This window comes from Alcanivorax hongdengensis A-11-3, from assembly GCF_000300995.1.
Lineage (GTDB): Bacteria > Pseudomonadota > Gammaproteobacteria > Pseudomonadales > Alcanivoracaceae > Alcanivorax > Alcanivorax hongdengensis.
The window spans coordinates 89,028-113,481 of sequence record NZ_AMRJ01000004.1; the positions used below are offsets into that span (position 1 = coordinate 89,028).

Sequence of the window (24,454 nt, forward strand, 5' to 3'; positions counted from 1 at the left end):
GCCTGGTCCAACGTCTGGGGTCGGACGGCGGACGTCGGACGCGATAGGCTGAAACCCCCAACCCCAAAAATCTTCACCGGCTCGTCGCCTGTGGCAATGCTGTTCACTTTAGATGTTAAGGCCCTCTCCCCTTGAGGGAGAGGGGTTGGGGAGAGGGGCACAGGCGTGCGCGTGCAGGAGGTGCCTCGAAATCTCAGTGCCGCGCCAACTGTCGGTGTTAAGATTGGCGTCCGACCTCTGACGTCCGACCTTGTACGTTTTCCCGCAATTCCGCGATGAACCATAAAAAAGCCCCGCTCTGGCGGGGCTTTTCATGGTTGCGGCAATCGGCACCGGTATCAGACTTTCATGGCGTCCTTGCTCAGGGCCGCCGCTTTTTCGCCGTTTACCTTGCGGGTATTTTCCTCGCACTGGCTGCGGTCACCACCGCAGATCTCGCAGCCTTCCTTCATGCCCAGGGTCGCCAGACCACCGCAGGAGCCCTTGATCGGCTTGTTGGCAAAAATCACGCCCACGGCCATACCGGCGAACAACAGGCCGATGAAGAGTACGGCAGCAATGATGGTCAACAACATGATTACTTCTCCTGCTTGTCGAGAATGGCCTTGAAGGCCGGCGTCATCAGTTCTTCGGCGCCCTTGTCTGTTCTGACAATGAATAATACCGCCAGTTCATGGGCCTTGGCGAATTCCATGCCCTTCTCCGGCCCCAGCACCGTCATGGTAGTGGCCAGCCCGTCGGCGGTCATGCAGTCCTTGTGCAGTACACTGACACTGGCCAGCTTGTGGGTCACCGGGTAGCCGGTACGTGGATCAATGGTGTGTGAATAAAGCTTGCCATTGTCCTCGAAGAAATTGCGGTAGTCGCCACTGGTGGCCACCGCCATGTCCTTGAGATCAATAACATTTTCCACTTCCCGCACGCCGGGAATGGGCTTTTCCACCGCCACCCGCCAGGGCTGCTTGTAGGGCTTGTGGCCGCGGGCGCGCAGCTCGCCGCCAATTTCCACCAGATAGTTGTGCAGACCCTGCTTTTCCAGCAGCTCGGCTACCTTGTCCACCGCAAAACCCTTGGCAATGGAGGACAGGTCCACATAAACACCACCGGGTTGCAGCAGCACCTTGTCGTCCAGTACCAGTTTCTGCCAGCCAATACGTGCCTGAGCCTTGCGGATATCCTCGTCGGACGGCGGCTCGAAGCGGTCCGGATCCGGGCCGAAGCCCCACAGGTTGACCAGCGGCCCCACCGTCACGTCATAGGCGCCATCGCTCTGTTGAGAGAGCCGCAGAGCCTCGTTGATCACCCGGGCGAAATCGTCGGACAGGGTCGCCCGGGTGCCCGCCGGCGCCTGGTTGAAGCGGCTCAGTTCGGAATCCGGGATATAGGTGCTCATTTCCTGGTTGATGGTCACCAGGGCGCCCTCGATGGCCTTTTTCAGGCCCGGCACGCCGTCATCCGGCGTACCGGTAAATTTCACGGACCAGGTGGTGCCCATGGTCGGGCCGGACAGCACCGACAGCCGCTGCCGGGAATCATCACAGCCACTGGCGAGCACCGCAAACAGCAGTACCCAGAACGGCAGAAATCGTGCAATTGCAGTCTTCATGGAAATATCAGTCGGAAGGTGGGTCGGCAAAGATACGGGGATGGATTACCAACAAAAACGCCGGCCCCAAGGCCGGCGTTGCGAATCAGCCGCCGAAATCGTCGAGCAGGATGTTCTCGGGTTCCACACCCAGATCTTCCAGCATCTTGATCACGGACGCATTCATCATCGGCGGCCCGCACATGTAGTACTCGCAGTCTTCCGGCGCCGGATGGTCCTTCAGGTACTGCTCGTAAAGCACGTTGTGGATGAAGCCGGTGAGGCCGGTCCAGTTATCTTCCGGTTGCGGGTCCGACAGCGCCAGGTGCCATTCGAAGTTGTCATTTTCTTCGGCCAGCATGTCGTACTCGTCGTTGTAGAAGGTCTCGCGCCAGCTGCGGGCACCGTACCAGAACGACATCTTGCGCTTGGAGTTCAGACGCTTGAGCTGGTCGAAGATATGGCTGCGCATGGGCGCCATACCCGCACCGCCACCGATGAACACCATCTCTGCATCGGTTTCCTTGGCGAAGAACTCGCCGAAGGGCCCGAATACGGTGATCTTGTCGCCCGGCTTCAGGTTGAACACATAGGAGCTCATGATGCCCGGAGAAATGTCCTTGGAACCCGGAGGCGGCGTGGCAATCCGGATGTTGAACTTGAGGATGCCCTTCTCTTCCGGGTAGTTGGCCATGGAGTAGGCACGAATCACTTCCTCGTTGTTCTTGCACTTCAGATCGAAGAAGTTGAAACGCTCCCAGTCGCCGCGATATTCCTCTTCGATATCAAAATCGGAGAAGTTGATATCGAACGGCGGCGCTTCCAGCTGTACGTAGCCGCCAGCGCGGAAATCCACGTTCTCGCCTTCCGGCAGTTTCAGGGTCAGCTCCTTGATGAAGGTGGCCACGTTGTTGTTGGACACAACCTCGCATTCCCACTTCTTCACGCCGAAGAATTCTTCCGGCACCTGGATCTTCATGTCCTGCTTGACGTTGACCTGGCAGCTCAGGCGCCAGCCATCACGAATCTGGCCCTTGGTGAAGTGACCTTCTTCGGTGGGCAGGATGTCACCGCCACCGTCCAGCACCTGACACTTGCACTGGGCGCAGGTACCACCACCACCGCAGGCGGAGGACAGGAAAATCCCCTGGTTGGCCAGGGTGCCCAGCAGCTTGCCGCCGGCGGGCGCGTCGATGCTTTTTTCCGCATCGCTATTGATGTCGATGTGCACGTTACCCGTGCTCACCAGACGCGAACGTGCAATCAGAATCACAGCCACCAGCGCGAGCACGATGGCGGTGAACATGACCACACTGAGAATAATCTCAACACTCATGATTCAACCCCTCGCTTACAGCTGCACGCCGGAGAAAGACATAAAGCCCAGAGACATCAGACCCACGGTAATGAAGGTGATGCCCAGCCCTTTCAGGCCGTCCGGTACATCGCTGTACTTGAGCTTTTCACGGATACCGGCCAGCAGCGTGATTGCCAGTGCCCAGCCGGTGCCTGCGCCAATGCCGTAGACCACGGACTCACCAAAGGTGTAGTCACGTTCCACCATGAACAGGGAAGCCCCCATGATGGCGCAGTTCACGGTGATCAGCGGCAGGAAGATACCCAGCGCGTTGTAGAGGCTCGGCACATACTTGTCCAGGGTCATTTCCAGGATCTGCACAATCGCCGCGATCACGCCGATGTAGCTGAGCAGGCCCAGGAAACGCAGGTCCAGGTTGGCGAGCGCATCCACGCCGGTCCAGGCCAGGGCGCCCGGTTCCAGCAGGTTGTGAAGAATCAGGTTGTTGACCGGCACGGTGATGGTCAGCACCACGATCACCGCAACACCCAGGCCGATGGCGGTCTGGATCTTCTTGGAGATCGCGATGAAGGTACACATGCCCAGGAAGAACGCCAGCGCCATGTTTTCAACAAAGACGGCGCGGACGAACAGGCTCAGATAATGCTCAAACATTCCTCGTCTCCGTTAAAACGCGTCGCTGACACGGGTGTTGGCCTTGATCTTGAAGGTGTCCTCTTCCACCTGGTCTTTCTTCCAGGTGCGGATACCCCAGATCAACAGACCGATCAGGAAGAAGGCACTGGGCGGCAACAGCAACAGACCGTTGGTGTTGTACCAGCCGCCATCGGCGATCTTCGGCAATACCTGGTGACCGAACAGGCTACCAGCACCCAGCAGCTCACGGATGAAACCCAGACACAGCAGGATGAAGGAGTAACCGAGGCCATTACCGACACCATCCATGAAGGACGGCAGCGGCGGGTTCTTCATGGCGTAGGCTTCCACCCGGCCCATCACGATACAGTTGGTGATGATCAGACCCACGAACACCGACAGCTGCTTGGAAATGCTGTAGGCATAAGCACGCAGGAACTGGTCGACCACGATCACCAGCGAGGCAATGATCACCATCTGCACGATCATGCGGATACTGGACGGGATGGTGTTGCGGATCATGCTGACGAACAGGTTCGAAAACGCGGTGACCGCGGTCAGCGCGATACACATGGTTACCGTGGTGCTCAGGTTACTGGTTACCGCCAGGGCGGAGCAGATACCGAGAATCTGCAGCGCGATGGGGTTGTTGTCGAAAATCGGACCGAAAAGAATGTCCTTGGTTTTCTCCGCCATTACGCCTCTCCTTTGTCGCTGGTTGCCGGCTTGCTGCTGGCCTGCGCCTCAGCGCTATCAGCAGCTCCGCTACGCATGCGCTCCAGGTATGGGCCGAAGCCGTCTTCGCCTACCCAGAAACGCACCAGGTTGCTGACGCCCTTGGTGGTGAGTGTGGCACCCGCCAGACCGTCAATGGTGTAATCCGCCTTGGACGGGGAGCCGGTGCCATGCTTGACCACCTGGATCTCCACATCGCCCTGATCATCTTCCAGCTTCTTGCCGGGCCACTGGGCTTTCCACTTGGGATTGTCCACTTCGCCGCCGAGCCCCGGGGTCTCACCCTGCTCGTAGAAGCCGAAACCGGCAATGGTGTTGGCATCCGCCTGCAGGGCCAGGAAACCATACATGGTGGACCACAGGCCATAGCCGTGCACCGGCAGGATGATGCGGCTCAGCTTGCCCTGGTCATCATAGGCCAGGTAGACCTCGGCCACCTTGGCCTGGGTCTTGATGCCGGCAATATCTTCGTCACCGGGCAGCCGCACGGACTGTTTCGGGTCCTTGGCCGCCTTGCGCTGATCGTAGGATTCCGGTTCCTGCACGTATTTGCCGGTATCGATTTCCACGAACTTGCGCTCGATGCTTTTAAACTGCTCGTCCACCGGCACACCGGCCTTGTACAGGCCGGCGGCCTGCAGGATGTTGGTGCGCTTGTCGTTGAGCTTGTTCTGCTCCTGGACCGGGCGCAGGCTCACGGCGGCGGTGGCAACCACCACACCGCAGACCACGCACACCAGGAAGGCGACCAGCAGTGTCTTGCTGATACTTTCGCTATTTCCAGCCATTACACTTCTCCCCCGGTCCGGCGCAGACGACGACGAATGTTCGCCTGGGTTACAAAGTAGTCAATCAGAGGGGCACAGAGGTTACCGAACAGGATCGCCAGCATGATGCCCTCCGGGAATGCCGGGTTCACCACACGGATCAGTACCGTCATGATGCCGATCACCGCCCCGAAAATGTACTTGCCGGTGTTGGTCATGGAGGCGGACACCGGGTCGGTGGCCATGAAGATCATGCCGAAGGCGAAGCCGCCCACGGTCAGGTGCCAGTACCACGGCATGGCGAACATGGCATTGCTGTCGGAACCGACGGCGTTGAACACGGCGGACATGCCCACCATACCCAGGAACACGCCCAGCACGATACGCCAGGAGGCGATCTTGGTGAGCAGCAATACCGCGCCACCGATCAGGATGGCCAGGGTGGAAGTTTCACCGATACAGCCCTGAATACCGCCCAGGAAGGTGTTCATCCAGGTCAGGCTGGCGGTGGCACCGTTGGCTCCAGCGGCCAGGGCATTTTCACCCAGACCGGCGGCGAAGTTCAGGTTGCCGGCCGCCGCCTGAGACAACGGCGTGGCACCGGAGAAGTTATCCACCGCGGTCCAGACCGCGTCCCCGGACATCTGCGCCGGGTAGGCGAAGTACAGGAAGGCACGGCCGACCAGCGCCGGGTTGAGGAAGTTCTTGCCGGTGCCGCCGAACACTTCCTTGCCGATCACGACCCCGAAGGAAATCCCCAGGAATACCTGCCACAGGGGAATGGCCGGCGGCAGAATCAGGGTGAACAGGATACCGGTGACGAAGAAGCCTTCGTTGACCTCGTGACCGCGCTTCCAGGCAAACAGGCCTTCCCAGATAAAGCCGCCGATGTAGACGGTGAGCAGAATCGGGATGTAATAGACCGCACCATGCAGGAAGTTGGCCCAGATGCTGTGGTAATCAAAGCCGGTCAGGGCCATCACCAGGTCACTGCGCCAGCCGGCAAGCGGGCTCTGCCCGAACTCGGTGATCTGCAGGTTGGCCTGGTAGCCGGTGTTGTAGAGACCGAAGATGATGGCCGGGAAGGTACAGAACCAGACCGTCATCATGATGCGTTTCAGATCGAGACCATCACGCGCATGCGCACCGGTTCGGGTCACCGAATCCGGGCTGTAGAGCATGGTGTCGAACATTTCGTAGAAGGTGTAATACTTCTCGAACTTGCCACCCTCGTGAAAATGCGGGGCAACCTTGTTATCCAGAAAACGTCTCATGCCCATGCTCAGTTCTCCGCCTCGATAGTGGTCAGATTGTCGCGCAGGATCGGGCCGTACTCGTACTTGCCGGGGCACACGAAGGTGCACAGGGCCAGGTCTTCTTCCAGCAGTTCCAGCGCGCCCAGTGCGGAAGCCGAATCGGTATCACCGACAATCAGCGAACGCAGCAGCTGGGTAGGCAGAATATCCAGCGGCATCACTTCCTCGTAGGCGCCCACCGGCACCATGGCACGCTCGGAGCCGTTGGTGGTGGTGGTGAAGTTGAAGCGCTTGGACGGCATCAGCTTGGACAGGTAGATGTTCATCAGCGAGAAACGGTTCATCCCGGGAGAGATATACCCCAGCAGCTCACGCTCATGACCTTCGCGCAGGGCGGTCACCTGATTACTGGTGCGATTGAGCCAGGCCAGCGGGCCGCGGGCATGGTGGCCATGCAGCACGGAACCGGAAACCAGACGGTTATCACCGTCTTTCAGCTCGCCGCGGGTGACATCCTCGATATTGGCGCCAACCCGGGTGCGCACCAGGCGCGGGGTTTTCATCTGCGGGCCTGTCAGTGCCACCACCCGGTCGGTGTACAGTTTGCCTTCGGTGAACAGGCGGCCAATGGCGATCACATCCTGATAGCCGATGGACCATACGGTCTTGCCAAGGCTGACCGGATCCAGGAAGTGGATGTGGGTGCCCACGTTGCCCGCCGGGTGCTTGCCGGCGAACTGCTCTTCACGGATCTGACCCTGGGCGAAGGACGGCAGCTCGGTTTTCGGACCGCGCCCCACCCACACCGGCCCGTCGGTCAGACGGGTCAGCAGTGTCAGGCCGTTACGGAAGGCCTGCTCGTTTTCCTTGATGACCACTGCCGGCTCCTGGGCCAGCGGATTGGTATCGAGGATGGAAACGAAAATGGAGTTGGGCGCCGTGCCGATGGCCGGCACCTTGCCGAACGGGCGAGTACGCAGAAGGGTCCACTCACCGGAATCCACCAGCTGCTGCTGGACGGCCTCACGGCTCAGGGAAGCAAGCTGATCCGCACCATGGGCGGTAAAGGTCACCTGCTCTTCCTGCTCGGCCACCTCGATAACAACGGATTGCAGAACCCGTTTATGGCCACGGTTGATGGCTACCACCTTGCCGGCGGCGGGCGCGGTGTACTTCACGCCTTCGGTTTTCTTGTCCGTGAAGAGCAGCTGGCCTTTCTTGACCACGTCCCCTTCGCGGACTTCCATCGTGGGTTTCATACCCACGTAGTCGCCGCCCAGCACGGCAACAGAACGAACCTGATGACCTTCCTCAATCGCCTGGCGCGGTGCACCAGTGATGGGCAGGTCAAGGCCCTTCCTGACTTTAATCATAGTTTCTCGCCCACGTTGCGTGTTGCTGAAGTCGAGTTATATCCGGCCAGGGCTGCCAGGAATGGCCAGACACCCAGGAAATATCGGAAAAACCGGATTCTGCAATGAAAGCGACCCACAGGTCAGCGGCGCACATTATAAAGGTCAGCCGGCCTGTTCGCCAGCGCCCGCCATGGCGCCAAAGGTCGCATAGTCCCATTTCGGTGCAGACTCCCCTGCACCATCATCGAGCCGAAAAAAAGCCCGCTAAGCGGGCTTTTCCTGATCGGTCAGTCCTTCGGGTACGCCGGATACTCCACGCCGGAGATCTGCTGCAGGATGCGCAGCACCTGGCAGCTGTAACCGAACTCGTTGTCGTACCACACGTACAGAACACAGTGACGCCCGTTGACAATGGTAGCCTCGGCGTCGATGACGGACGCGTGACGAGAGCCGACAAAGTCGGTGGAAACCGCATCCGGGCTGCTCACGAAGTCCACCTGACGCTGCAGCGGTGAATGCAGGCTCACCCAGCGCAGGTATTCGTTGAGCTCTTCCAGGGTGGTTTCCTTTTCCAGGGTCAGGTTGAGGATCGCCATGGACACGTTCGGCGTGGGAACGCGGATGGAGTTACCGGTCAACTTGCCCTGCAGCGAAGGCAGCGCCTTGGCGGCCGCGGTGGCAGCGCCGGTTTCGGTCAGCACCATGTTGAGCGGTGCGGCACGACCACGACGGGGACCCTTGTGGAAGTTATCCAGCAGATTCTGGTCGTTGGTGTAGGAGTGCACCGTCTCCACGTGACCGAATTCGATGCCGAACTTGTCTTCAATGGCTTTCAGCGGCGGCACGATGGCATTGGTGGTACAGCTGGCCGCGGAAATGATCTTGTCGCTGTCGACGATGGTGTCATTGTTCACGCCGTGAACAATATTTTTCATGTCACCCTTGCCCGGCGCGGTCAGCATCACGCGGGAAACACCGGGACGGTTCAGGTGCTGGGTCAGCCCCTCCACGTCGCGCCATTTACCGGTGTTGTCGATCACCACGGCATTGTGGATGCCGTACTGGGTGTAATCGATGGTATTCGGGTCGTTGGCGTAGATCACCTTGATGAAGTTGCCGTTGGCGATGATGGCGTTGTCTTCTTCATCCACGGAAATGGTGCCGGCAAACGGGCCGTGCACGGAATCGCGGCGCAGCAGGCTGGCGCGCTTCTGCAGGTCGCCCTTGCCGGATTCACGCACCACGATGGCCTTCAGGCGCAGGCCCTGGCCGGAACCGGCCTTCTCGATCAGCAGGCGAGCCAGGATACGGCCGATACGGCCAAAACCGTACAGCACCACGTCGGTCTGCTCGGGCATCGGCATTTTGCTGTTGACCGCTTCCGCCAGCTCTTCACGGACATAGTCCTCGATGGACAGGCCACGGTTGTCCTTCTTGTACTCCACCGCCAGTTTGCCGATATCCACGCGGCAAGGGCCCAGATCCAGCTTGTTCACTTCTTCCAGCACCGGCAGGGTATCGACCACAGACAGCTCGGAATCCTCGACCTGCTTGACGAAGCGGTGGGCCTTCAGAATCTGGATGACAGACTTGTTGACCAGGGAGCGGCTGTAGACCGTGGTGGTCACGTTCTTTTCGCGATGCAGGCGGCCGATCATGGGGATCATGGCCTCGGCAATTTCCTCGCGGTTCTTCCAGCGTCCGAAATGGTCTTCCAGTTTGTTCACGGAGATGCCCCTCTCAGTTTGGGTTCAGGTGCGGGGAGCGGGCCCGGACGGCGCGTTCCACGGCCACCTGCGGTGGAGTTTGGGGCGCGAATAATACTGCGTAACGGCCCGTTTATCCACCCGGATGACGCGGATATTACCGTCCGGCAAAGACATCTTTCAGTTGTTCACGCAGGGCCGGCAGTACGCGCTGCTCGAACCAGGGGCGCTGGCGCAGCCACAGGCGGTTGCGCGGGCTGGGGTGCGGCAGGGGGAAATAGCCATGCGGCAGGGCCGTGGCAAATTGCCGCACATTGTCCGACAGGGTCTTGCCCGGCGCGGGCAGGTAGGATTTCTGGGCATACTGGCCCACCAGCAGCGTCAGACGCAGGGCCGGCAATTGCGCCAGCAACCGGCCATGCCAGGCGGGCGCGCATTCCGGCCGTGGCGGCAGGTCGCCGCCGCGCCCGCGCCCCGGATAGCACAGGCCCATGGGAATAATGGCGATACGGCTCTCGTCGTAAAACGTATCACGATCCATCTGCAGCCAGTCACGCAGGCGGTCACCGGACGGGTCGTTCCAGGGAATGCCGGTCTCGTGCACCCGGGTCCCCGGCGCCTGCCCGATGATCAGCAAACGGGCGCTCTCTGCCGCCCGCACCACCGGTCGCGGCCCCAGGGGCAGGTGCGGCTCGCACAACCGGCAGGCCCTCACCTCCTCCAGCAGAGAGATCAGCTCGCTCATCCGGTGGGACTGTCAGAGGGATGGATACGCATCAGCCCCTCCTGGGCCACCGAGGCCACCAGGGTACCGTCCTGCCGATAGATGGCACCGAAGTTGATGCCCCGGGAGCCGCCGGCAAAGGGGCTCTCGCTGCGGTAAAGCAGCCACTCGTCAATGCGGAAGTCATTATGGAACCACATGGCGTGGTCGATACTGGCGCATTGCACATTGGCCTGCCAGAAATTCATGCCATGGGGCAGCATGGCGGTGCCCATCAGGCCGAAATCGGAACAGTAGGCCAGCAGCGCCCGGTGCATCATGGGGCTGGCCTCCACCCGGTCGATCACCCGGAACCAGACCTCGCGTACCGGCGCCTTGGGCTCCGGCGAAATGGGGTCCAGCGGCGTCACCGGGCGGAATTCCACCGGCCGCTCGGTAAGAAAGTCCTGGCGATACTGCTCCGGCAGGCGCTCCACCAGCTTGTGGCGGATGGCCTCATCGTTTTCCAGCCCTTCCGGCCCGGGCACCTCGGGCATGGTGGCCTGGTGGGACGCCCCGCTCTCCTCCACCTGGTAGGAGGCGGCCAGGGAAAAAATCGGCCGGCCGTGCTGAATGGCATTGACCCGGCGAGTGGTGAAACTCTTGCCGTCACGGATACGGTCCACGTCGTAAACGATCGGCACGTTGAAATCCCCGGGCCGCAGAAAATAGGCGTGCAGCGAATGCACCGGGCGCTCCTCCGGCACCGTGCGCGACGCTGCCAGCAGTGCCTGGCCGGCCACCAGGCCGCCAAACACACTACGTTGACCATTGGCCTGACTCTGGCCACGAAACAGGTTGTTCTCCAGCGGTTCCAGATCAAACAGATCCATCAACTCCCGCACCGGTGCTTTCATACCCAATCCTCAGCGCAAAAAAACCAATCAGGCCATCATGTTAACCGGATTAAAACGTCAAATTCATTATCGCCGCCTTTACGCCGCATTCGGCAAGATGGTCACCACCGGATCAGCGCGGCTACAATACGCGCCCTGATTTGCCTTGGAACTCGCAGGAACGGGTCTTGATGAAGTTACTCCCCGACAGTGCCCTCTTCCCCACCGGCCGCGAGCATTATCGCGACTGGGCCGGGCTCAGTAGCGGCAGCATGGCCGCAGTACTTGCCGAGCTGGCCCGCAGCCAGGACCACCTGATCGTGGTCATGGCGCCCAATACCAGCCGCGCCCAGCAACTGGCCGACTCCCTGGGCTTCTACCTCGACGGCGGCGCCGACGGGAAAGAGGCCGTGCCAGTGATGCTGTTTCCCGACTGGGAGACCCTGCCCTACGACCTGTTCAGCCCGCACCAGGACATCATCAGTGACCGCATCCGGGTCCTGCACCGCCTGCCCGACACCCACAAGGGCATTCTGGTGGTTCCGGTCAACACCCTGATGCAGCGCCTGGCGCCACCATTGCATATCACCGGCAACAGTTTTCTTCTCACGGTGGGCGACACCTTCGACATGGAAGCCACCCGCCAGCGACTGGTGGCCTGCGGCTACCGCCAGCGTGACAACGTCTACGAACACGGCGAGTTCGCCGTGCGCGGTGCCATCATGGATATCTACCCCATGGGCGCCGAGCAGCCGTTCCGCATCGAACTGTTCGACGACGAAATCGAGTCCCTGCGCCTGTTCGAGGCCGAGAGTCAACGCTCCACCGGCAAGGTGGACGACATTACCCTGCTGCCGGCGGCGGAGTTTCCACTCAGCGCCGAAGGCATTGCCCGCTTCCGCACCGCCTTCCGCGATACCTTCGATGTGGACACCCGCCAGGTGCCGCTCTATCAGGATGTCTCCGATGGCCTGGCCGCCCCGGGCCTGGAGTACTATCTGCCGCTGTTCTTCGAGCACATGGCCAGCCTGTTCGACTACCTGCCCGACGATGTCCGGCTGGTGGAACTGGCCGACTGCCAGCAGGCCACCGAACACTTCTGGGAAGATGTACAGCAGCGCTACGAATCCCGGCGCCACGATATCCATCGCCCCATCCTGGCCCCCTGGCAGCTATTCCTGCGCCCCGAAGAGCTGGGCGCGGCCCTCAAGCAACATCCCCGTGCCCGGCAGAACGAGAGCAGCCAGGCGCTGCATTTCGACGTCGCCCCGATGCCGGCACTGACCGCCGACGTGCGTGCCAACAATCCGCTGTCACTGCTGCACACCTTCGCCGACGCCCACCCGGACACCCGCATCCTGATCTGCGCGGAAACCGCCGGGCGCCGTGAAGCCCTGCTGGAATTGATGCAGAAAATCGGCATCCAGCCGGCCATGAAGGACAGCTGGGCGGATTTCATCGCCCGACCGGAGCGCTGGAGCCTGACCCGCGGCGAACTGGACGCCGGTTTTCATGCCCCGGACCACCAGCTGCTGGTGGTCACCGAGAACGACCTTTATGGCGAACGGGTCCTGCAGCGCCGGCGACGCAAATCCAGCAGCGATGATGGCGCTGCGGAGCAGGCCTTCCGCTCTCTGGGCGAACTCACCGTGGGCGCCCCGGTGGTGCACCTGGAGCACGGCGTCGGCCGCTATCTGGGGCTGACCCACATGGAAGTGGACCGCCAGCAACACGAATTCCTGCTGCTGGAATACTCAGGCGGTGACAAGCTCTATGTGCCGGTGTCCTCACTGCACCTGATCAGCCGCTACGGGGGCGGCGATACCGCCCCGCTCAACAAGCTGGGCACCGAACAGTGGAGCAAGGCACGCCAGAAAGCCGCCGAAAAAATCCACGACGTGGCCGCCGAGCTGCTCAACACCTATGCCCGCCGCGAAGCCCGCGAAGGCAGGCAGTTCGACGTGGACATGAGCGACTACGAACGCTTCAGCGCCACCTTCCCGTTCGAGGAAACCCCGGACCAGCAGGCAGCCATTGCCTCGGTGATTGCCGACATGCAGGCCAACCGGCCCATGGACCGGCTGGTGTGCGGTGACGTGGGCTTCGGCAAGACCGAGGTGGCCATGCGCGCCGCCTTTGTGGCGGTGGAAAACCAGACCCAGGTGGCGGTGCTGGTGCCCACCACCCTGCTCGCCCAGCAGCATTATGAATCCTTCAGCGACCGCTTTGCCGACTGGCCGGTGAACATTGAAGTGCTGTCACGCTTTCGCAGCGCCAAAGAGAAAACCCAGGTGCTGGAGCGGCTCAAGGCCGGCAAAGTGGACATTCTGGTGGGCACCCACCAGCTGCTGCAGGAAAGCGTCAGCTTCCACAATCTCGGCCTGATCATCGTCGACGAAGAACACCGCTTCGGGGTGCGCCACAAGGAACGCCTCAAGCAGATGCGCGCCGAGTGTGACATTCTCACGCTCACCGCCACGCCGATTCCTCGGACCCTGAACATGGCCATGAGCGGCATGCGCGATATTTCCATCATCGCCACCCCGCCACAGAAGCGCCTGTCGGTGAAGACCTTTGTGCAGCAGCACAACGACACCGCCATCAAGGAAGCGCTGCTGCGCGAATTGCTGCGTGGCGGCCAGGTGTACTACCTGCACAACGACATCGACACCATGGAAAAAACCGCGGCGGACATCCGCAAACTGGTGCCCGATGCCCGCGTCGGTATCGCCCATGGTCAGATGCGCGAGCGCGAGCTGGAAGCGGTGATGAGCGACTTCTACCACCGCCGCTTCAACGTGCTGGTCTGTACCACCATTATCGAGACCGGCATCGACGTGCCCAGCGCCAACACCATCATCATCGACCGGGCCGACAAGCTCGGTCTGGCCCAGCTGCACCAGCTGCGCGGGCGCGTGGGCCGCAGCCACCACCAGGCCTACGCCTACCTGATCACCCCCAGCCCCAAGGTGATGACCAAGGATGCACTCAAGCGCCTGGAGGCCATCGAACAGGCCACCGACCTGGGCGCCGGCTTCATGCTGGCCAGCCAGGACCTGGAAATCCGCGGTGCCGGCGAGCTGCTGGGCGAGGAGCAGCACGGCAACATCGAAACCATCGGCTTCAGCCTCTACATGGAAATGCTGGAACAGGCGGTGGAGGCCCTGAAACGCGGCGAACAGCCGGACGTGGAAAAACCGCTCAGCGGCGGCCCGGAGGTGAACCTGCGCATCCCGGCGCTGATCCCGGAAGACTACCTGCCGGATGTGTTCGGCCGCCTAACGCTCTACAAGCGCATCGCCGGCTGCAAGACCCGCGACGGCCTGAAAGAACTGCAGGTGGAAATGATCGACCGCTTCGGCCTGCTACCCGAACCGGTGAAGAACCTGTTTGCGGTCACCGAACTGCGCCAGCAGGCCGAACGCCTGGGGATTACCCGACTGGATGCTCACGCCGGTGGCGGCAAACTGGAATTCGGCGAGCGCACACCGGTGGACCCGCTGACCATCGTCAAACTGGTGCAGTCGGGCCCCAATCGCTACAAACTGGAAGGCGCCAACGCCCTGCGCTTTGTGGAAGACAGCGAAACCGCGCTGGAGCGCATCGAGGTGGTGGACGCCCTGCTCAAACGGCTGGCGGCCCAGAGCATCAGGCGCGACAGCGCCTGACCCCAGAGGCGCCCGCCTAAAATCGCATTGCCGGTGAATTCGGCGGGCATACCCGCTATAGTCCCCGGCTGGATGTACCGTCCCGCCATGGCGTGACGGTCGTAGTATGAAGGAGTTCCGGATGATCCGTGCGTTACTGCTTGCCGTTCTGACCCTGCTCGCCAGCCCGGCCCTGGCAGAAAAGTGGTACCAGGTAGAAGTGCTGGTGTTTGCCCGCCAGAACAGCATCAGCGATGAGTTGTGGCCGCTCAACCTGCAACCGCGCTACGACAGCCAGGCCATCAGCCTGGCTGACCCCATGGGCACCGGAGCCGACCAGGATGCCTTCGGCCGTGGCGCCTGGCAGCCGCTGCCGGAAGACGACAGGATTCTTCGCTACATGCTCGAGCGCATGGAAGGCACCGGCAAATACCGGGAGCTTTTCCACAAGGCCTGGCGCCAGCCGATTGGCGACAAGGCCGAAACCCGCCCGGTCTACATCCAGGGCGGCCAGCAGATCCCCACCGAAGATGGCACGGTGCCGGAACTGGAAGGCACCCTGCACTTCAGCCTGCAACGCTACCTGCACGTGGACCCGCGCATCTGGTTTCTGGCTCAGAGCAACGGCCAGAAATACTACGTGGATATCAACCAGAGCCGGCGCATGGAAAGCAAGACGGTCTATTACTTCGACCACCCCAAATTCGGCATGCTGATTCGCCTGACACCGTATTGATCCAGTCACAATGCCAGAATGAAAAATGCCAACATGAAAAAGGCCGCTGACGCGGCCTTTTTTGCTTTCCGGGTTCCAATACTCAATGGGAATGATGGGCATGCCCCGCCCGGGCCACTGACTCGCCCCGCTCGGGCTGCCAATAGACCACACCGGAGATCGGCACGGTTTTGCCGGCCAGGGTCACCGGAATCTGCCAGTGATCGAGCACGGCACGCCGGCCCTGACGCACCACCGCCGACGGCGGGTAGCGCGAGGCATGGGCCGCCCGGGGTTCTGTCCAGGTGTAACGGGGCACATCGGCCACCTTCACCCAGCGCGGCGGCACCAGATCATTACGCTGCGAAGCCTCCCGGGCGTTGACGAAACTGCCCTGCGGGCCGATTCGCAAATAGGGCATGCCCTGGCCATCCATCACCAGCAGCGGCTGGTCGCGGCGGTTTTCCACCAGCAGTGCCGGCACCGTTCCCGGCGCCAGGCTGACGGTGACACCTTCCAGCGGCTGAGCCGCAGACGTCAGCCGGGAAAACATCACGCCGCGGGGCAAGGGCTCATAGCGGAACTGGCCCTGCAGGCGGGTCTCGGTATCTCCCACACGCACCGGCACGGACCAGCCAGCAATGGACGCCGGCTGGCCGGCATCCTTTACCGCATGGGGTACGGTCACTCCCTCCGTCCGAAGGCGCGGGTCGAACCAGCCCCAGTGCGGCTCCCGCTGGACCTTGACCCAATGCGCCGATGCCGTCTGACTGACCCCCTGTGGCAATGGCACGCCACGGGCGGCGCTCTGGGTGCGATACCAGGCCGGGCTGCGCACGTCCGCATAGACCCCGTCACGGGCAATGCGCACAAAGGCCCGGCCCTGTTCATCCAGTACCGTCAGCGGCGCCTTGCCATGGTTTGCCACCACCAGCTGCGGGGCAACGGTGGTCTGCACCTGGACCTGTATGTCCGCCATTGGCGCCGGCAGTGGGTCCAGTCTCACTTTCACGGCACTGGCCTCTGGCCCGTGGGCCCAGGCGGCGGTGGTCATCAGCAGTACCAGACCGGCCATCCATGCTCTCATGGTGCCTCCTGATAACTGGCCAGGGCCAACGGCGTGGGCAGGGAGACATGCACCGGCGCCGATACGGACGGCACGATCATGCCGGAGCCATCTTCAGCCATGCGGTTGACGAACAGCATGTAATGGCCCGCCGGCGCCACCGCCGGATTACCCGGTACCTGCACCGACAGGGAATGGGCACCGGCCACCGTAAACGGCAACACCACGGTACGCTGGTCACCGTCCACCAGATGGGTGGTGGCGGTACGGCGAACCAGCAACACCTGATGAATGGCCCCGGCATCATCCACCTTCACGGTGATGCGATCGCCATGGTTGACCTGGGTGGGGGCCTGCTCGATCACCGGCCGGCTCTTGAACACATAGGGCGGGCTGTAAACCTCGAAGGACGGGTCACGGCCATCGTTGGGAGACAGTCCCAGACTCTCCAGGTTGAGGCTGAACAGGTAAGCCGTATTGATCGGCGCATGCCCCCCGATCAGCACCCGACCATCGGGCAACAGCAAGGCGGTGTTGTGATAGGTACGCGGATGCAGGGAGGTGGCCATGGGCTGCCAGCTCTCACTGACCGGATCAAAACGCTCGCTCAGACGCACCGGCACATCCAGCCCGGGCAATACCACCCCGTCACGGTTACCGCCATTGAAAGCCATCACCGAGCCGTCCGGTAGCAACACGCCATAGGGGTACCAGCGCGGGCCACTGAAATTGCCGACGATACGGGAGGAGTAGCGCATGCCACTGACCGTGTCATCGCCATCCACCCCCACTTCCACGGTATCAATGCGTCCGTTGGGCACGGCCAGATAGCTGCCCGGGCTGGTGGCTGCCACCAGGCCCAGCACGCCGCCGGCGGTGAGGAACTCGGCCTTGTGATACTGGCCATTGTCATCCGGCTTTAGGGGCATCATCACTGAAAAGGTGGAACCCCGGAAACCGGCACCCAGCACCCGGTTGACCACCTGTGGGTCGGTCACATCGCCCAGCAGGTTCTCCACCTGGGTCAGGCTGTCCAGCGGTTTGTTGAGCAGATTCTCCAGCAGGCCGGCCGTGCTCTGGTTCAGGTCACTGAGCAAATCCGGGTTGGTCAGGGTCAGCGCCGAGGTCAGGCGCTCCAGCGACAGCTGGTTGAGCTGCACATTGAGGCCCGCATAGCCCAGATCATTCCAGCGCTGGGTTTTCGGGTTGTAGGCCGACACCACATTCCACTGGGCCTGGTTATAGGACTGGCCGAAGGGATTGAAGGCCTGGCCGCCGGCGTTGTAGAGCACCTGACCGTTGGGCAGCAGGTGCAGGCGCGGGAACAGTGGCAGGGATTTGTCCGCAGTGTGCAAGGTGCCGACTTGCTCGCCGTTCTCGGTCCAGTTACCGGTATCAAGATGGTAGGTCTCGCTGATGCGCACGTTATCCGCTGATTGCAGCAGGTCCGCCAGGCCATTGACCGGGTCCTCGCCGGTGAGCAGGTTACCGGTGTAGACCGGCTTGAGCAGCTTGGTCACGCCGCTGGCCACAAATACATCGCCATCGGCCAGCGTCACCAGAGTCGGGTACCAGCGCCCCTGGCTCATGTGACCGGTCTGGGTCCAGGAATTGTCATCGGGGTTAAAGATGCGGGCATCCTTGAGCCCTTCCAGTTCCGCCACACCGATGTCGTCAGGCACACCCAGGCGGCCAAAGTTGCTGGGCAGCGGGAATTCGGCATCAAAGTCGCTGAGCACGTCCCGCGCCTGGGGGAATACCGCGCCCAGGGACGGTTCGGTGTAATAGTCCGTACCGCCCACCGCCATGATGCGACCATCCGCCAGTGCCACCAGGTCGGCACAGAACAGCGCCCCGTCATTACCGGCGGTGCTTTCCGCATCGGTGAGCTGTTTACCGGGCAGCAGCGTTTCGCTGTCGTTACCATCCACATTGGCGCCACCGCTCAGGGGCGACGGGCGCTGCCAGGAGGGCTGGTCCACCGGACCGGCCGGGCCCAGGCTCAGCACCCGGGTCTGGTCATCCACCGAGACGAAACCGAATTCGGCCACGATGGACAGTTCCACATTCTCGGTCCCCTCCAGGGCATTGAAGTACACCAGACGGTCATCGGGCAGCAGTGCCACGGAACCGGCGGTGGGCTTGCAGCGGAAATCATTTTCCGCGTCCTTGATGCACTTGTCGTCGGTGGTGACCACCTTGAGTTGATCACCGGTGGTGGAGTCGCTGTAGCGGATGGTCGGCTCGGCAAAAGGCCCGCTGAATTTACCGATGCGGCATTCTTCGCCCACACAGCGATAATCCCGCCCGGCAAAGGACGCGGCATCCGGGGGCGGAGCCGGCGCCATGGGGTCCGCCGCCCGGGGCTCCTGTGCATTGTTCGTGCTGGACACCGGGGTGGCGTTGCCGCCACCGCCACCACCGCAAGCCACCAGCAAGACGGACGCTGCCGCCAGGCTGGCCAGCTTATTAAACGCTTTCATGGCCCTCTCCCACTGTCATTGATTGTCATGGTTATGGGGTGCTGTCTGACTCGGATGGCAAGCACCCGAGGCCAGTGTGCGCCGATAACGGCAGCGGAAAGTGATGACCGCCGGCAGTCTTACCACAAGACGACAGTTGGATACGCAGGCGCATTAAGGCCTTACAACGACGCATCCAAAGCTTCACGCAGAAAAGACAGGGGAAACGGAATGGGGGAAAGTGTTACTCGCGAGAAACGAGCCGGCCAGAGACTGGGCCTCCGGCCGGCGGGTGTCAGTGCACGCTCTCGGTGGGCCTGAGCACAAAGCGGCCACCGGCATCGAAGAGCGCCATGGGGTGAATGGTGTCGGCGCTGCGCAGGCTGCGCATTTCTTCCAGGGACGTAAAGCGGTGAGCCCAGGCCGGATGATCGGTGCGGAAACCGGCCTCATCCGGGTGATCCAGCCCACCGAACGCCAGAATTTCATCGGACGAATCGAACAGGGCCACATAACCCAGAAAACGGGGCGTCATCGCCGCTGACGATCTGGCAGGGTAAATGGGGTCAAGACGCCGGGGGTTTTTCGCCATGATCTAGCCTCCATATCGGACAAGGCGCTGTCAGATTAGCGCCCTGCCTGATAAGAGTCACTGCAGGGTAAACAGGTTCCCGCTTTTTGATTGTGCCCTGCTCCGGTATGGCCGCCGTGGAATCAGACGTTTTCCACGTTGTGATAAACGTTCTGGACATCGTCCAGGTCATTGAGCATGCCCAGGAATTTCTCGAACAGCTCCAGATCATCCCCCTCCACCGTGGTGTAGGCATGGGGAATAAACTGGATCTCCTCCACATCGAAATCGATACCTTCTATCGCCGCCGCGAGCGCCTGACGGGCCTTGGCAAACTCGGTATTGGGGGTGAACACGGTCAGCATGCCGTCTTCGTTTTCGATATCGGTGACATCCACGTCCGCGTCCATCAATGCTTCCAGCACCGCATCCTCGTCATCGTGGGCAAAACGGAAAATCGCCGCATGGTCGAACATGTGCGCCACGGTGCCCTGGGTGCCGATCTTGCACTTGGTCTTGGTAAAGGCCACGCGCACATCGCCGAAAGTGCGGTTGGGGTTGTCGGTGAGGCACTCGATGATGGCCATGCAGCCACCGGGGCCATAGCCCTCGTAGCGGGCTGGCGCGAAATCTTCGCCACCGCCGCCCTTGGCCTTGTCGATGGCCTTGTCGATCACATGGCCGGGCACCTGGTCTTTCTTGGCCCGGTCAATCAGGCTGCGCAGCGCCAGGTTGGCACTCGGGTCCAGCCCGCCAGCCTTGGCACAGACATAGATTTCCCGTCCGTAACGGCTGTAGACCTTGGCTTTCATGTCCGAGGTCTTGGCCATGGATTCTTTTCGGTTCTGGTAGGCGCGGCCCATGGGCTGATTGCTCCGGCATCAAAAGGAAACCGTGGATTCTAGGGCAAAACGTCCACAGCGCCTACGTCCGGCAAGCAGGCCCCCCTGACATCAGACAGTTTGACGGTTTCCAGGCCGATCCTGCTGTTGGCACCGATCACGATAATAATCCGATCAGCAAGTCAGGCGTGGGGCCGCTCGTCAGCCTGATTTATCCCTCGGCCCCTCCTTGCTGTTTGCAATCCTGGCCATTATGACGCGATAGCGTCTAACCGCTACTGATGGACTGTCATTCGGCGTTGAAGAGGCTGCCAGCGAAAATCGAACATGAAGGCCAGCAAGGGGCCGCACTGGAACCCGGAGCAGGCATAAAAAGCCATGTCCCCCAGCGGCATACCTAACAGCCGCCAGCGTGAGTACAGCCCGGGTTGCCAGCTCTGATCCACCCAGTGCGGGCTCAGCCAGGCCAGTAGCCAGAACACCGGCAGGGTCACGGCCACCATCAGGGCGCCGCTGACCAGCGCCTCCGGCCACAGATCCGGCCGCCGCCAGAGCAGATAGCTGCCACCGGCCAGCATGCCCGCAGCGCAGGCCACCGAGGAATGGACTTGCAGGGCCCACACGCCCCACACCACCAGTAGCGATAACAACAAAAAGGGCACCATGCGCATCAGTGCCCGAGCGCAATCGCTCATGGAGGTTGAATGCGGGCGACGCCCACTGCGGCGGCGGACCAGGGCCGGGTAAATGGCCACCACAATGCCGATATGGGCAAAGGTCAGCAGGATGTCCTCCGGCCAGGGTTGCGCTGTGAAAGCGCCCGGCGGGTGCCACCAGTCATGCAGAAACCAGAGCTGTTGCCCCAGCAGGCTGCTGAAAAACCCCTTGCATGCTCAGCCTTTCAGGCTGGCTCGTAATCTAGGCGCAATTTTGAAGGTGTGTGTCCACCCATCGAGAAATTGCAACAACGAGTACGGGCCAGCCTGGAAGGCCCGGAGGGCGTGGCCTGAAGCGCACATCTGCTGCGCCTTGCCTCTAGGAAAGGGAGCCACCCTGACCGTCGAGACAAGACACAACAGCTGCACGCTTCAGGCCACGCTGAGTACGCAAGGGGTTTTTCAGCAGCCTGCCAGCGGGCCCAACCCGCAGAACAGCACGCCCCCGACCAGCATGACCACCCGCACAAAGGGTTCGCTGACCGCGAACAACAGGGCCCAGATGCCCAGATAAAGCAGGCCGGCGGTGAGATAGCCGTGGCTGACATCAATCATGGCCTGCCTCCCGAGAATTATCGGAACCCTGTTTCACAAACCGTGAAGATCCATCGCCGACCGGCTATAATGGCGCTCCTCCCGTTTGCATGCCCAGAGTGCCCCATGGCCCGTGTTCAGCTCGATCTTCCCGAACAGTTTCTCTACGCCCACACCATCAATGTACGCATGACTGACCTTAACACTGGCAAGCATGTGGGCAATGACCAGATGATCTCGCTGCTCTCGGAGGCCCGTTACCGTTTCTTCTGTCATATCGACTACAGCCAGGAACGGATTGTGGTCACCGATCTGGTGGCCACCTATCTGGCGGAGAGTTTTGCCCAGGATGACCTGCGGTTCGAGGTGGGGTTGATGGACTTCAACAGGTATGGCGCGGACCTGATCTTCCGGGTTACCAAGCAACCCGGTGACCAGATGGTGGTACTGGCCAAACAGGGCTTCGTGTTCTTCGATCATCAGACCCATGGCGTAATGCCGGTGCCGGAAGACTTCCGCGCCCGTTTCCCTGACATCGCCTGACAGGGTTTATAACGCCATCCCCGTGCACCAGCCACTGGCCCAGGCCCACTGGAAATTGAAACCGCCCAGCTGACCGGTCACATCCAGTACTTCGCCAATGAAGTGCAGGCCCGGCACCTCTTTGACCTGGAAATCACGGGATGAAATGGCATCGGTATCAACCCCGCCCAGGGTGACTTCCGCGGTGCGATACCCCTCGGTGCCCGACGGTTTGAACTGCCAGCCCTTGAGGGTCGCGGCCACGTCGCCCAGGCGGTCATTGCTGAACTGCTGCAGGTTGCCCTGCCAGCCGAACTGCGCCACCAGCGCCGCGGCCAGCCGCTGGGAAAAATACTGTCGCAGCCAGCGCTCAAGGCTGCGGTTGGGGTGCTGCTGGCGCTCATCGATCAGCGCGGCACGGGGGTCGGCGACGGCGGGCAGCCAGTCCACATGCACCGACTGGCCCGGTTGCCAGAAGGAAGATACCTGCAACATGGCCGGCCCGGACAAACCGCGGTGGGTAATCAACAGGGGCTCGGCAAAACGGGCACCGCCGGCCTGCGCCACTACCTCGGTACTGATACCCGACAACGCCGCCAGCCAGTCCTTGTCCGACGGCTGCAGGGTAAAGGGCACCAGACCGGCCCGGGTGGGATAGACCTTGAGACCGAACTGGTCGGCCAGCTGATAGCCGAAGCCGGTGGCGCCCATGGTCGGGATCGACAAGCCACCAGTGGCCACCACCAGCTTGCGGCAGGCCACCGTGCCTTCACTGGTGACCAGCTCGAACCCCGGGTCTTTGTAACTGACCCGGCGAATGCTGGTGTTGAGCTGCACCTGGGCACCGGCCCATTCACACTCGGTAAGCAGCACCCGCAACACATCTTTGGCGGAGTCGGCACAGAACAGCTGGCCCGGCGCCTTTTCCACGTGCTCGACACCATGACGCTCCACCAGATCAACAAAGTGCCAGGGGCTGTAACGCTTGAGCGCGGACTTGCAGAAATGCGGGTTGGCGGAGACGAAATGCTCCGGCGTGGTATTCAGGTTGGTGAAATTACAGCGCCCGCCACCGGACATGAGAATCTTCTTGCCGGGTTTGTTGGCATGATCGAGCAGCAGTACCCGGTGACCCTGGTAGCCAGCCGTGGCGGCACACATCAGGCCCGCCGCCCCGGCGCCGATAACCACCACATCCACTTGCCTGTTGCCGGCCATGCCCTGCTCCGTCATCAATGGGGCGGCAAGGATAGCGGGGATTGCCGGCGCTGGCATCCCCCGCGGAAAGTGGCGATTACTGACTCAGCTCCTGGTCACTGAACATATCGGCGAACAGCGGCGAGCTCAGGTAACGCTCGCCGGAATCCGGCAGAACCACGACAATGGTCTTGTCCTTGAACTCCGGCAGCTGGCTGATGCGATCGGCCACGCACATGGCTGCGCCGCAGGAAATCCCGGCCAGGATGCCCTCTTCCTGCATCAGCTTGTGGGCCCATTCCATGGCGTCCTCATTACTGACCTGCTCGGCCCGGTCCACCATGGACATGTCCAGATTCTTCGGCACGAAACCGGCGCCGATGCCCTGGATCTTGTGCGGCCCGTGGGTGGGTTCCTCGCCCTTGAGACCGGCGCTGATCATGGTGGACGAATCCGGCTCCACCGCCACCGAGATAATGGCCTTGCCCTGCTGCTGCTTGATGTAACGCGACACCCCGGTCAGGGTCCCGCCGGTGCCCACGCCGGCCACCAGCACATCAATGGCGCCATCGGTGGCCTCCCAGATTTCCGGGCCGGTGGTTTTTTCATGGATGGACGGATTGGCCGGGTTATCGAACTGCTGCAGCATCAGGTGGGTATCCGGGTTTTCCTCCACCAGCTCGCCGGCCCGGGCAATGGCACCGGGCATGCCTTTGGCGCCGGGGGTCAGCACCAGCTTGGCACCCAGCGCCTTGAGAATCTTGCGTCGTTCCAGGCTCATGGAGTCGGGCATGGTCAGCACCAGGTCATAGCCGCGGGCGGCAGCCACGTAAGCCAGTGCGATACCGGTATTGCCGCTGGTGGGCTCCACCAGGGTCATGCCGGGTTTGAGTTTGCCGCTCTTTTCCGCGTCCCAGATCATGCTGGCACCAATGCGGCATTTGACACTGCCGGCCGGGTTGCGCGACTCCAGCTTGGCAAGAATGTTGCCCTGGCTGATGCGGTTGATTTTCACCAGCGGTGTGTTGCCAATGGTTTCACTGTTGTCTTTGTAAATCTTGCTCATGGCGCTCCCTCCGTTGCCGGTTGTCGGGTGTGGCGATCACTGTAGAAAGAACAGCCTCGCCGTGGTCTCGCTCAATGATCGGGCAGTCCGTGAACGCACCGCCCCGCTCTCTTTGTCTGTCTCGCGGCTGGCAGCCTTTGTTTATAGGGCTGCTGGCAA

22 protein-coding genes are annotated in these 24,454 nt (G+C 61.7%); 3 read left to right on the top strand and 19 right to left on the bottom strand.

All coding sequences use genetic code 11. The annotated features are described in order from the left end of the window. Nucleotides 1-338 precede the first annotated feature (338 nt). The 11 genes from nqrM to tesB form a co-directional block, all read right to left on the bottom strand. Nucleotides 339-575, bottom strand: a complete 237-nt coding sequence (gene nqrM / locus A11A3_RS04645) for a (Na+)-NQR maturation NqrM (RefSeq protein ID WP_008928112.1) — start codon at nucleotides 573-575, stop codon at nucleotides 339-341. Nucleotides 576-577: 2 nt separating this feature from the next. Then, nucleotides 578-1,606, bottom strand: a complete 1,029-nt coding sequence (locus A11A3_RS04650; RefSeq protein WP_008928113.1) for an FAD:protein FMN transferase — start codon at nucleotides 1,604-1,606, stop codon at nucleotides 578-580. Nucleotides 1,607-1,691: 85 nt separating this feature from the next. Beyond that, the gene (gene nqrF / locus A11A3_RS04655) at nucleotides 1,692-2,921 is read right to left on the bottom strand and encodes an NADH:ubiquinone reductase (Na(+)-transporting) subunit F (RefSeq protein WP_008928114.1); all 1,230 of its coding nucleotides are present in this window, start codon (nucleotides 2,919-2,921) and stop codon (nucleotides 1,692-1,694) included. Nucleotides 2,922-2,936: 15 nt separating this feature from the next. Continuing rightward, the gene (gene nqrE, locus A11A3_RS04660; protein ID WP_008928115.1) at nucleotides 2,937-3,557 is read right to left on the bottom strand and encodes an NADH:ubiquinone reductase (Na(+)-transporting) subunit E; all 621 of its coding nucleotides are present in this window, start codon (nucleotides 3,555-3,557) and stop codon (nucleotides 2,937-2,939) included. Between the two features lie 12 nt (nucleotides 3,558-3,569). Then, a complete protein-coding gene (locus A11A3_RS04665) occupies nucleotides 3,570-4,235 on the bottom strand; it encodes an NADH:ubiquinone reductase (Na(+)-transporting) subunit D (RefSeq protein ID WP_008928116.1) in 666 nt (221 codons plus the stop codon). Then, the gene (locus A11A3_RS04670) at nucleotides 4,235-5,062 is read right to left on the bottom strand and encodes a Na(+)-translocating NADH-quinone reductase subunit C (protein ID WP_008928117.1); all 828 of its coding nucleotides are present in this window, start codon (nucleotides 5,060-5,062) and stop codon (nucleotides 4,235-4,237) included. The genes A11A3_RS04665 and A11A3_RS04670 overlap by 1 nt, the downstream gene beginning before the upstream one ends. Beyond that, the gene (locus A11A3_RS04675) at nucleotides 5,062-6,321 is read right to left on the bottom strand and encodes an NADH:ubiquinone reductase (Na(+)-transporting) subunit B (protein ID WP_008928118.1); all 1,260 of its coding nucleotides are present in this window, start codon (nucleotides 6,319-6,321) and stop codon (nucleotides 5,062-5,064) included. The genes A11A3_RS04670 and A11A3_RS04675 overlap by 1 nt, the downstream gene beginning before the upstream one ends. A gap of 2 nt (nucleotides 6,322-6,323) precedes the next feature. Next, the gene (locus tag A11A3_RS04680) at nucleotides 6,324-7,670 is read right to left on the bottom strand and encodes a Na(+)-translocating NADH-quinone reductase subunit A (RefSeq protein WP_008928119.1); all 1,347 of its coding nucleotides are present in this window, start codon (nucleotides 7,668-7,670) and stop codon (nucleotides 6,324-6,326) included. 269 nt (nucleotides 7,671-7,939) lie between these two features. Beyond that, on the bottom strand, nucleotides 7,940-9,379 hold the full coding sequence (locus A11A3_RS04685) for a glyceraldehyde-3-phosphate dehydrogenase (RefSeq protein WP_083851675.1): 1,440 nt from the start codon (nucleotides 9,377-9,379) through the stop codon (nucleotides 7,940-7,942). Nucleotides 9,380-9,515: 136 nt separating this feature from the next. Next, complete coding sequence (locus tag A11A3_RS04690) at nucleotides 9,516-10,103, bottom strand: uracil-DNA glycosylase family protein (RefSeq protein WP_008928121.1); 588 nt, start codon at nucleotides 10,101-10,103, stop codon at nucleotides 9,516-9,518. Further along, nucleotides 10,100-10,978 (bottom strand): acyl-CoA thioesterase II, encoded by an 879-nt coding sequence (gene tesB / locus A11A3_RS04695; protein WP_008928122.1) that lies wholly within the window; start codon nucleotides 10,976-10,978, stop codon nucleotides 10,100-10,102. The genes A11A3_RS04690 and tesB overlap by 4 nt, the downstream gene beginning before the upstream one ends. Nucleotides 10,979-11,148: 170 nt before the next feature. On the opposite strand from tesB, the gene mfd reads away from it, so the two are divergent. After that, the gene (gene mfd / locus A11A3_RS04700) at nucleotides 11,149-14,625 is read left to right on the top strand and encodes a transcription-repair coupling factor (RefSeq protein ID WP_008928123.1); all 3,477 of its coding nucleotides are present in this window, start codon (nucleotides 11,149-11,151) and stop codon (nucleotides 14,623-14,625) included. Nucleotides 14,626-14,746: 121 nt separating this feature from the next. Continuing rightward, nucleotides 14,747-15,340 carry a peptidoglycan binding protein CsiV gene (locus tag A11A3_RS04705; RefSeq protein WP_008928124.1) on the top strand — a complete coding sequence of 198 codons (594 nt, stop codon included), beginning with the start codon at nucleotides 14,747-14,749 and terminating at the stop codon, nucleotides 15,338-15,340. Between the two features lie 82 nt (nucleotides 15,341-15,422). Here the strand turns inward: A11A3_RS04705 and A11A3_RS04710 are convergent, their stop codons facing one another. The 6 genes from A11A3_RS04710 to A11A3_RS17680 all read right to left on the bottom strand — a co-directional run bounded on the left by A11A3_RS04710 (nucleotide 15,423) and on the right by A11A3_RS17680 (nucleotide 21,531). Continuing rightward, nucleotides 15,423-16,406, bottom strand: coding sequence for a hypothetical protein (locus tag A11A3_RS04710; protein ID WP_157375351.1), 984 nt, complete (start codon nucleotides 16,404-16,406; stop codon nucleotides 15,423-15,425). Further along, nucleotides 16,403-18,868 (bottom strand): galactose oxidase early set domain-containing protein, encoded by a 2,466-nt coding sequence (locus A11A3_RS04715; RefSeq protein WP_008928126.1) that lies wholly within the window; start codon nucleotides 18,866-18,868, stop codon nucleotides 16,403-16,405. Before A11A3_RS04715 ends, A11A3_RS04710 begins: the two co-directional genes overlap by 4 nt. A gap of 274 nt (nucleotides 18,869-19,142) precedes the next feature. After that, nucleotides 19,143-19,439, bottom strand: a complete 297-nt coding sequence (locus A11A3_RS04720) for a hypothetical protein (RefSeq protein WP_157375354.1) — start codon at nucleotides 19,437-19,439, stop codon at nucleotides 19,143-19,145. Between the two features lie 122 nt (nucleotides 19,440-19,561). Continuing rightward, a complete protein-coding gene (locus A11A3_RS04725; RefSeq protein ID WP_008928128.1) occupies nucleotides 19,562-20,281 on the bottom strand; it encodes a YebC/PmpR family DNA-binding transcriptional regulator in 720 nt (239 codons plus the stop codon). Between the two features lie 254 nt (nucleotides 20,282-20,535). After that, nucleotides 20,536-20,955 (bottom strand): lycopene cyclase domain-containing protein, encoded by a 420-nt coding sequence (locus A11A3_RS04730; RefSeq protein WP_157375357.1) that lies wholly within the window; start codon nucleotides 20,953-20,955, stop codon nucleotides 20,536-20,538. A 423-nt stretch (nucleotides 20,956-21,378) separates the two neighbouring features. After that, entirely contained in the window at nucleotides 21,379-21,531 is a 153-nt protein-coding gene (locus tag A11A3_RS17680) for a hypothetical protein (protein ID WP_157375360.1), read from the bottom strand. A 105-nt stretch (nucleotides 21,532-21,636) separates the two neighbouring features. Here A11A3_RS17680 and A11A3_RS04735 point away from each other — a divergent pair, with 105 nt between their 5' ends. Beyond that, complete coding sequence (locus A11A3_RS04735; protein ID WP_008928130.1) at nucleotides 21,637-22,053, top strand: thioesterase family protein; 417 nt, start codon at nucleotides 21,637-21,639, stop codon at nucleotides 22,051-22,053. Between the two features lie 6 nt (nucleotides 22,054-22,059). Here the strand turns inward: A11A3_RS04735 and A11A3_RS04740 are convergent, their stop codons facing one another. Beyond that, nucleotides 22,060-23,250: a BaiN/RdsA family NAD(P)/FAD-dependent oxidoreductase gene (locus A11A3_RS04740; protein ID WP_008928131.1), complete on the bottom strand. Its 1,191-nt coding sequence runs from the start codon at nucleotides 23,248-23,250 to the stop codon at nucleotides 22,060-22,062. 76 nt (nucleotides 23,251-23,326) lie between these two features. Continuing rightward, nucleotides 23,327-24,295 (bottom strand): cysteine synthase A, encoded by a 969-nt coding sequence (gene cysK / locus A11A3_RS04745; protein WP_008928132.1) that lies wholly within the window; start codon nucleotides 24,293-24,295, stop codon nucleotides 23,327-23,329. Nucleotides 24,296-24,454 lie beyond the last annotated feature (159 nt).

What these genes read in the sequence shown, in the direction of transcription:
- nqrM (WP_008928112.1), bottom strand. Translation starts at nt 575, where the DNA reads ATGTTGTTGACCATCATTGCTGCCGTACTCTTCATCGGCCTGTTGTTC.
- A11A3_RS04650 (WP_008928113.1), bottom strand. Translation starts at nt 1,606, where the DNA reads ATGAAGACTGCAATTGCACGATTTCTGCCGTTCTGGGTACTGCTGTTT.
- nqrF (WP_008928114.1), bottom strand. Translation starts at nt 2,921, where the DNA reads ATGAGTGTTGAGATTATTCTCAGTGTGGTCATGTTCACCGCCATCGTG.
- nqrE (WP_008928115.1), bottom strand. Translation starts at nt 3,557, where the DNA reads ATGTTTGAGCATTATCTGAGCCTGTTCGTCCGCGCCGTCTTTGTTGAA.
- A11A3_RS04665 (WP_008928116.1), bottom strand. Translation starts at nt 4,235, where the DNA reads ATGGCGGAGAAAACCAAGGACATTCTTTTCGGTCCGATTTTCGACAAC.
- A11A3_RS04670 (WP_008928117.1), bottom strand. Translation starts at nt 5,062, where the DNA reads ATGGCTGGAAATAGCGAAAGTATCAGCAAGACACTGCTGGTCGCCTTC.
- A11A3_RS04675 (WP_008928118.1), bottom strand. Translation starts at nt 6,321, where the DNA reads ATGGGCATGAGACGTTTTCTGGATAACAAGGTTGCCCCGCATTTTCAC.
- A11A3_RS04680 (WP_008928119.1), bottom strand. Translation starts at nt 7,670, where the DNA reads ATGATTAAAGTCAGGAAGGGCCTTGACCTGCCCATCACTGGTGCACCG.
- A11A3_RS04690 (WP_008928121.1), bottom strand. Translation starts at nt 10,103, where the DNA reads ATGAGCGAGCTGATCTCTCTGCTGGAGGAGGTGAGGGCCTGCCGGTTG.
- tesB (WP_008928122.1), bottom strand. Translation starts at nt 10,978, where the DNA reads ATGAAAGCACCGGTGCGGGAGTTGATGGATCTGTTTGATCTGGAACCG.
- mfd (WP_008928123.1), top strand. Translation starts at nt 11,149, where the DNA reads ATGAAGTTACTCCCCGACAGTGCCCTCTTCCCCACCGGCCGCGAGCAT.
- A11A3_RS04705 (WP_008928124.1), top strand. Translation starts at nt 14,747, where the DNA reads ATGATCCGTGCGTTACTGCTTGCCGTTCTGACCCTGCTCGCCAGCCCG.
- A11A3_RS04710 (WP_157375351.1), bottom strand. Translation starts at nt 16,406, where the DNA reads ATGAGAGCATGGATGGCCGGTCTGGTACTGCTGATGACCACCGCCGCC.
- A11A3_RS04715 (WP_008928126.1), bottom strand. Translation starts at nt 18,868, where the DNA reads ATGAAAGCGTTTAATAAGCTGGCCAGCCTGGCGGCAGCGTCCGTCTTG.
- A11A3_RS04720 (WP_157375354.1), bottom strand. Translation starts at nt 19,439, where the DNA reads ATGGCGAAAAACCCCCGGCGTCTTGACCCCATTTACCCTGCCAGATCG.
- A11A3_RS04725 (WP_008928128.1), bottom strand. Translation starts at nt 20,281, where the DNA reads ATGGGCCGCGCCTACCAGAACCGAAAAGAATCCATGGCCAAGACCTCG.
- A11A3_RS04730 (WP_157375357.1), bottom strand. Translation starts at nt 20,955, where the DNA reads ATGAGCGATTGCGCTCGGGCACTGATGCGCATGGTGCCCTTTTTGTTG.
- A11A3_RS17680 (WP_157375360.1), bottom strand. Translation starts at nt 21,531, where the DNA reads ATGATTGATGTCAGCCACGGCTATCTCACCGCCGGCCTGCTTTATCTG.
- A11A3_RS04735 (WP_008928130.1), top strand. Translation starts at nt 21,637, where the DNA reads ATGGCCCGTGTTCAGCTCGATCTTCCCGAACAGTTTCTCTACGCCCAC.
- A11A3_RS04740 (WP_008928131.1), bottom strand. Translation starts at nt 23,250, where the DNA reads ATGGCCGGCAACAGGCAAGTGGATGTGGTGGTTATCGGCGCCGGGGCG.
- cysK (WP_008928132.1), bottom strand. Translation starts at nt 24,295, where the DNA reads ATGAGCAAGATTTACAAAGACAACAGTGAAACCATTGGCAACACACCG.